5 protein-coding genes are annotated in these 6,228 nt (G+C 77.2%); 4 read left to right on the top strand and 1 reads right to left on the bottom strand.

Translation table 11 applies throughout. The annotated features are described in order from the left end of the window. From FOE67_RS13240 to FOE67_RS13230, 3 genes are all read left to right on the top strand, one after another. Window positions 1-829: polysaccharide deacetylase family protein (locus tag FOE67_RS13240; protein WP_438874212.1), on the top strand; the 829-nt coding region annotated here is incomplete at its 5' end. An 80-nt stretch (window positions 830-909) separates the two neighbouring features. After that, window positions 910-2,133 carry a glycosyltransferase gene (locus tag FOE67_RS13235; protein WP_323384866.1) on the top strand — a complete coding sequence of 408 codons (1,224 nt, stop codon included), beginning with the start codon at window positions 910-912 and terminating at the stop codon, window positions 2,131-2,133. Window positions 2,134-2,240: 107 nt separating this feature from the next. Next, window positions 2,241-3,131, top strand: a complete 891-nt coding sequence (locus tag FOE67_RS13230; protein WP_182663863.1) for a YveK family protein — start codon at window positions 2,241-2,243, stop codon at window positions 3,129-3,131. An 87-nt stretch (window positions 3,132-3,218) separates the two neighbouring features. Here the strand turns inward: FOE67_RS13230 and FOE67_RS13225 are convergent, their stop codons facing one another. Further along, window positions 3,219-4,406, bottom strand: a complete 1,188-nt coding sequence (locus tag FOE67_RS13225; RefSeq protein WP_228473844.1) for a glycoside hydrolase family 26 protein — start codon at window positions 4,404-4,406, stop codon at window positions 3,219-3,221. A 349-nt stretch (window positions 4,407-4,755) separates the two neighbouring features. On the opposite strand from FOE67_RS13225, the gene FOE67_RS13220 reads away from it, so the two are divergent. After that, window positions 4,756-6,225: a carboxylate--amine ligase gene (locus FOE67_RS13220; RefSeq protein WP_182663861.1), complete on the top strand. Its 1,470-nt coding sequence runs from the start codon at window positions 4,756-4,758 to the stop codon at window positions 6,223-6,225. Window positions 6,226-6,228: the final 3 nt, after the last annotated feature.

The raw sequence follows: 6,228 nt of genomic DNA, 5'->3' as shown, positions 1-6,228 counted from the left end.
GTCGTTCCCCGCCCGCGACCCCGACCGCGCCGCCGGGCCCGGGGCGGGCCCGGCCGCCGTCCCGCCCGCGCCCCGCCGCTCGACGGCTCCGCTGCGGGTGCTGATGTACCACTCCGTCGCCCCTCTGGCCTCCCCCGGGGACGACCCCTACCTGGTCACCGTCACCCCCGCCCGGCTGGACCGCCAGCTGGGCCTGCTGCGCCGGTGCGGCCTGCGCGGCGTCTCCGTCGGGGAACTCCTCGCGGCGCACGCGGCGGGACGTTCCGCCGGCCTGGTCGGCCTCTCCTTCGACGACGGGTACGCCGACTTCGCCGAGCACGCCCTGCCGCTGCTGCGCCGCCACGGCTGCACCGCCTCCCTGTACGTGCTGCCCGGCCTCCTCGGTGCCGACAACGTCTGGGACGTCCGGGGCCCGCGCAAGCCCCTGCTGGACGCCGAGGGGGTGCGGGCCTGCGCCGGGGCGGGGGTGGAGATCGGCTCGCACGGCCTGTTCCACAGGGCCCTGCCCGACCTCGACGAGGAGGAGATGGCGCGGGAACTGCGGGAGAGCCGGGAACGGGTGCGCGCGATCACCGGTGTCGCCCCGGCGGGGTTCTGCTACCCGTACGGCGCGGTCGGCCCCCGGGAGATCGCCGCCGTCCGGGCCGCGGGCTACCACCACGCCTGCGCGATCGACCCCGGCCCGCTGACCGGCCGGTACGCCCTGCCCCGGGTGCACGTGGGGGAGCGGGACGGCGCGCCGCGGCTGGCGCTCAAGGCCCTGCTGCACCCGATCCGACGCCGCCCGGTGCCGCGCGCGGAGACCGTCGACGCGGGACGTCCGGCGTGAGCGGCGCCCCGGACGTCCGGTCCCGCACCCGGGCGCCCTCGCCGTACCCCGCCGCCGGGGGGACCGGCGACGGGGTACGGGTGCTGCACGTCATCACCGGCCTCGACGTCGGGGGCGCCGAACGCCAACTCCGCGAGCTGGTGCGGCTCCTGCCGCCCGGCCAGGAGGTGGCCACGCTCACCCCGCCCGGCCCGGTGGCCCGCGAGCTGATCGCCGACGGGGTGCCCGTGCACCACGTGGCGATGACCGGGAACCGGGACGCGCGCGCCCTGCCCCACCTGGTCCGGCTGATCCGCGCGGGCGGCTACGAGGTGGTGCACACCCACCTGTACCGGGCGTGCCTGTACGGGCGGATCGCCGCCCGGGCCGCCGGTGTGCGGGCCGTGGTGGCCACCGAGCACTCCCTGGGCGAACGCGGTCTGGAGGAGCGCCCGCTCGGTCCCGGTGTGCGCGCCCTGTACCTGGCCGGGGAGCGGTTGGGCACGGTCACCCTCGCCGTCTCCGGGGCGGTGGCCGACCGGCTGGTGCGCTGGGGGGTGCCGCGCGGGCGGATCGCCGTGGTGCCCAACGGCGTGGACGCCGCGCGGCTGCGGCCCGACCCGGGGACGCGGCGCCGCCTCCGGGCCCGATGGGGGGTGCCCGACGGAACCCCGCTGGTGGCGGGGCTGGGCCGGCTGGTGCCGGGCAAGCGGTTCGGGACGCTGGTGCAGGCTCTGGCCCTGACGACGGCCGACCCCGGGCCGTCCGGGTCCGGGCGGGGGAACGCGCCGATGCTGGTGCTGGCGGGGGAGGGGCCCGAGCGCGACCGCCTGCGCCGCTCGGCCGCCGACCTCGGCGTGGCGGACCGGGTGCTGCTGCCCGGCACCCTGCCGGCGGCGGAGGTGCTCGCCGCCGCCGACGTGCTGGTCTCCCCGTCCCCGGCGGAGACCTTCGGCCTGGCGGTGATCGAGGCGGTGGCGGCCGGTCTGCCGGTGCTGTACGCGGACTGCCCGGCGATCACGGAACTCCCGCCCGGCGCGGTACCGGGGGCGCGTCGGGTCGCCTCCCGCGCCCCGGAGCTGGCCCGGGCGCTGCGCGAGGTCCTCGCGGACGGCCCGCCCGCCCGGCTGCCGGTGCCCGGGGCGCTGCGCCCCGGCGGGCGGTACGACCCGGCGGGGGTGGCGCGGCGCCACCTGGACCTGTACCGAGTCCTCGCGACGGGCGCCCCGGCCCGTCGGACGCCGGCCCGGGGGCGGGGGGAAGCGGGGCGAGCGGGTGACCGGGCCGTCGAACGGGTCCGGCCGGGACGACGGGAGAGAACGTGAAGCACTCCGAGCGGCACACCCCCGCGGAGCCCGGGGGGAGCGGCCGGGCCGGAACCGGCCGCCCTTCCCGGAGGACTTCCCGGCGCCGCACCGGTTCCGGGTGGGGCGTGGGGGCCGGCCTGCGCCGGCTCCTGCGCCGCCCGGCCCCCACCGCCGGGGCGGCTCCGGGCACCGGCGCCCCTCCGCCCGCCCGTGAACCCGGGGGCTCCCGTGAACCCGGGCCGACCCGGCCCGACCCCCGGCCGTCCCCCGGGGCCGGACCGTGCGGCGGGCTCCTCGCCGCGGCCCGGCTGCCGCTGGCCTGCCTGCTCGCCGGGGCCCTCCTCGGCGCCGGGTGGTCCCTGCTCTCCGAGCCCCGCTACGTCTCCAGCGCCCATCTGGTGGTGCCCGTCCCGGAGTCCGGGGACCACGCCACCGCCGTCGGGCTGGCCCGGATCCACAGCCGGCTCGCCGTCGAACCGGTGATCCTGGAACGGGCCGCGGCGACGCTCGGTGTGCCGGCGGCCGAGTTGCGCGGACGGATCCGCTCGGCCGGTTCCCCGGACGCCCCGGTGGTCGAGATCACCGTCACCGACACCGACCCCGTCCGGGCCGCGGAGACGGCCGACGCCGTGGCGGGCGCGCTGGTGGACCGGGGCGCCGAACTCGCCGCCCCGGGGGCCGGCGGGGCGATCCCCGCCCCGGTGCCGCTCACGGAGGCCCGTCCGGCGTCCTCCCCGACCTCGCCGTCCCTCGCGGTCTCGGCGGGGGCCGGGGCGTGCGCGGGGCTGATCGTGGGGGTGCTGCCCGGTCGGATCCGCTTCCCGGGCGACCGCCGCGCCGGGTCCGCCGACACATCCTCCGCCCCGCCGGACCCGCCGGACGCGGGGACGCCCGACCCGGGGACGCCCGACGCGGGAACGCCGCCGTGGCGCCGCCGGGAGGACCCCGACACCGGGGCGCTCCCGATCCTGCCGCGCGGTCACCGGCTCCGTCGGGGGCCGCACGACCGGTGGTGAGCGGGCCGGTGGGGAGCCGGGGGCACCGCCCCGTCGGCGGGGGTACCGCCGGCCGGGCCCGGGACCGCCGCGGGGGCTCCCCGTGCCCTATTCGGCCCCCGTCTCCCCGCTCACCCCACCGGTGTCCGTCTTCCCGACCGCCGCCCCGATCGTCTCGCCGACCGCCTCTTCGATCGTCTCGCCGACCGTCTCGCCGACCGCCCCTCCGGGGACTCCCATCGGTTCACCGGTGCCGAGCACCGACCGGAAAACCTCCGCCGATCGGGGGTTTCGTCCGCACCACCACACGCCGTGCGGACAGTAATCGCTGATCGTGTGATAGATCGGTTGGTGTTCGGCGATCCATTCCAGCATCCCCAGCATGTACTCCGGATTGTCGCCGTTGCGGAAGAGTCCCCACTCGGGATACGAGATCGGTTTTCCCCTGGCCGCCGCGAACTCGACGTGGTCGCGCAGCCCCAGGGGCTGTTCCACGTGTTCGGCGAAAGTGTTTCCCGGTGGCTGGTCGTAGGAGTCCATGCCGATGATGTCCACCACGTCGTCACCCGGATAGCACTCCGTCCACGGGATCGCGTCGGTGCCGCGATTCGGCGCGAAATCGAAACGGAATTCCTGGCCCGGAACCGAGCGCATCACGGTGACGATCCGCCGCCAGTACTCCTTCCACGCCTCCGGGTCCGGGCCGCAACGGTGCGTGTAGGTGGTGCCGTTCATCTCCCAGCCCAGCACGATCACGGTGTCCGACAGGCCGAGGGAGACCAGGCGTTCGGCGAGGGTGCGGAACCGCTGGTCGTGGGCGCCGCGCGCCCCGGCCGACAGCGACCGGGCCACGGCGCGGTCCGGCACCCGCTCCTCGCTGCGCTCCAGCATCGGCACGTTCAGCACGAACATCCGCTCCGGCGCGCCCCGACGCCACTCCGCCCAGGGACGCAGGAACTCCGGCCGGCCCTCGATGTTGACCCACCGATCACCGGGCAGGTAGGTGTGGCCGACGGTCATCTCGGGGCCGTTCAACCACTCCTGGAAGCGGCCGGAGCGCAGGATGCCCTCGGGGCCGGAGCCGAGGAACGCGCCGAAGGCGGTTCCGGCGGGCGTGCCGCCGTCCCCCGCCGGTTCGGGCTCCCGCGGCCCCGGGGTCTCCTCCGGCCGCTCCGGCTCCTGCGCCGCCGGGGGTTCCGGTTCCGGCGGCGGTTCGCCCGTCGCCGGTGGCGCGGGGGCCAGGAGCAGCATCGCGAGGACCGCGCCCACGGCGGGTCCGCCGATTCCCCACGGCATGATTCCTCCCTCTTGTCGGTGGTGCCCGGTGGTGTTCGGTGGTGTCACCGACGGTCGGCCCCCGTCGGGGGCGCGTCCGGTGCGTCCGGGCCGGCGCTTTCGTCGAGGGGATCCGACCCGAAGCCCTTCGTTTCCCGGCATCGACACGGATATTTTTCCTCGCCGCCCCTATTTCGCGCACGGTCCGTCACCCCGTCGGCGGAATATCCTCCGAAAACGGTTCCGTGGCGGCGCGAGGGATTCGGGATCAATCAGAAGATCTCCACAATGGGCTGCACGAACGCTTTCCGGTAGTCCGATCGGGGCGCCAAATGCCCGAACGGATCGGAACCGTGAAGGATGCCGTCCCATGGGATCGCTCGACACGGCCGTGCCCGCCCTTTTGTTCCGCCTCGATCGGAACCCCTTCCACCACGGTTCCCTCGGGGCCGCCCGCTCCCTGGGGCGGGCCGGGGTACCGGTGCACGCCTTCACCGAATCCGTCCACGGGCCACTGGCCTCCTCCCGCCACGTGCGGCGGGTGTACCCGATGCCCCCCTCCGGCTCCCCGCCCTCCCTCGACGCGATCGAGCGGGTGCTGGGGCGGGTGGCCGGACGCATCGGACGCCCCGCCGTACTGATTCCGATGGACGACGCGGCGGCCGTCGCCGCCGACCTCCTCGCCGAGGAGCTGACCGACCGCTTCCTGCTGCCGGGTGGGGGAGGCGTCACCGGCCTGCCCGAGCGGCTCGCCGACAAGGCCGAGCTGGTCGGCCTGTGCCGCGAGCTCAACCTCCCCCACCCCGACACCTACGCCCCCGCCACCGAGGAGGAGGTGCGGGCGGTGGTCGCCGAGCTGGGGCTGCCGGTGATCGCCAAGTGGAGCCGCCCCGCGCTGCTGCCGACCGGTTCCGGGTTGCGCAGCACCACCCTGGTGCACAGCCGGGACGAACTGCTGGGACTGATCGACCGCACCGGGGAGGCGGGCAGCCGGCTGCTGGTGCAGCGCGTGCTGCCCGGCGGCCCCGGCGCGGACTGGTTCTTCCACGGCTGCTTCGGCGAGGGCGGCCGACTGCTGATGGGCGGCACCGGCCGCAAGGAACTGGCCTGGCCGCCGCGCGCCGGTCTGACGGCCGTCGGGAGCTGGCTCCCCCATCCGGCGATCGAGCGGGCGGCGACCCGGCTGGCCGCCCGGATCGGCTACCGGGGTGTCCTGGACCTGGACTTCCGTCGGGACCCGGAGACCGGGGACCACCACCTGCTGGACGCCAACCCCCGGCCGGGCGCGCAGTTCCGGCTGTTCACCGACCGCACCGGTCTGGACGTGGTGCGGGCCCTGCACCTGATGGCGACCGGTCGCCCGGTGCCGCGCGCCGTGCCGGTGCCGGGGCGGCTGTTCGTCACCGAGAACTACGGCCTGCTCTCCGCCCTCGCCGGCCCGCCCCGACGCGGGTCCGGCTCCCGCGCCGGCGCGGCGCCGGCCGCCTGCCCCGGCGGGGCGCCGCTGCGGCTGCGGGCGGGCGGCCCGTCGTGCCGGGTGGAGACGGCGTGGTTCGCGCCGGACGACCCGGTGCCGTTCGTCGCGATGACCGCCGGTTGGTTGCGGCGGGCGGCGGAGAAGGGGCTGCGCCCGCTCCGGGAGCGGATGGCGGCCGGGGCCGCCGCCCGCGCCGACGAAGCCGCCCGGGCCGCGGCGGAGGCCGCCCCGACCGGCACCGCCCCGGTCACCGGGGTCGGCGCGGCGGGCATGTCCCGGCCCGCCCGCCCGTCGCGGCGCGAGGCACCCGGACGGGCCGCCGTCCGCGCGCTGCGGCCCGTCCGGGACCACTTCTCCGCCTGATCC

Source organism: Streptomyces calidiresistens (genome assembly GCF_014141525.1).
Taxonomy (GTDB): Bacteria; Actinomycetota; Actinomycetes; order Streptomycetales; family Streptomycetaceae; genus Streptomyces; species Streptomyces calidiresistens.
This window is presented reverse-complemented; position numbering and strand designations above follow the sequence as displayed.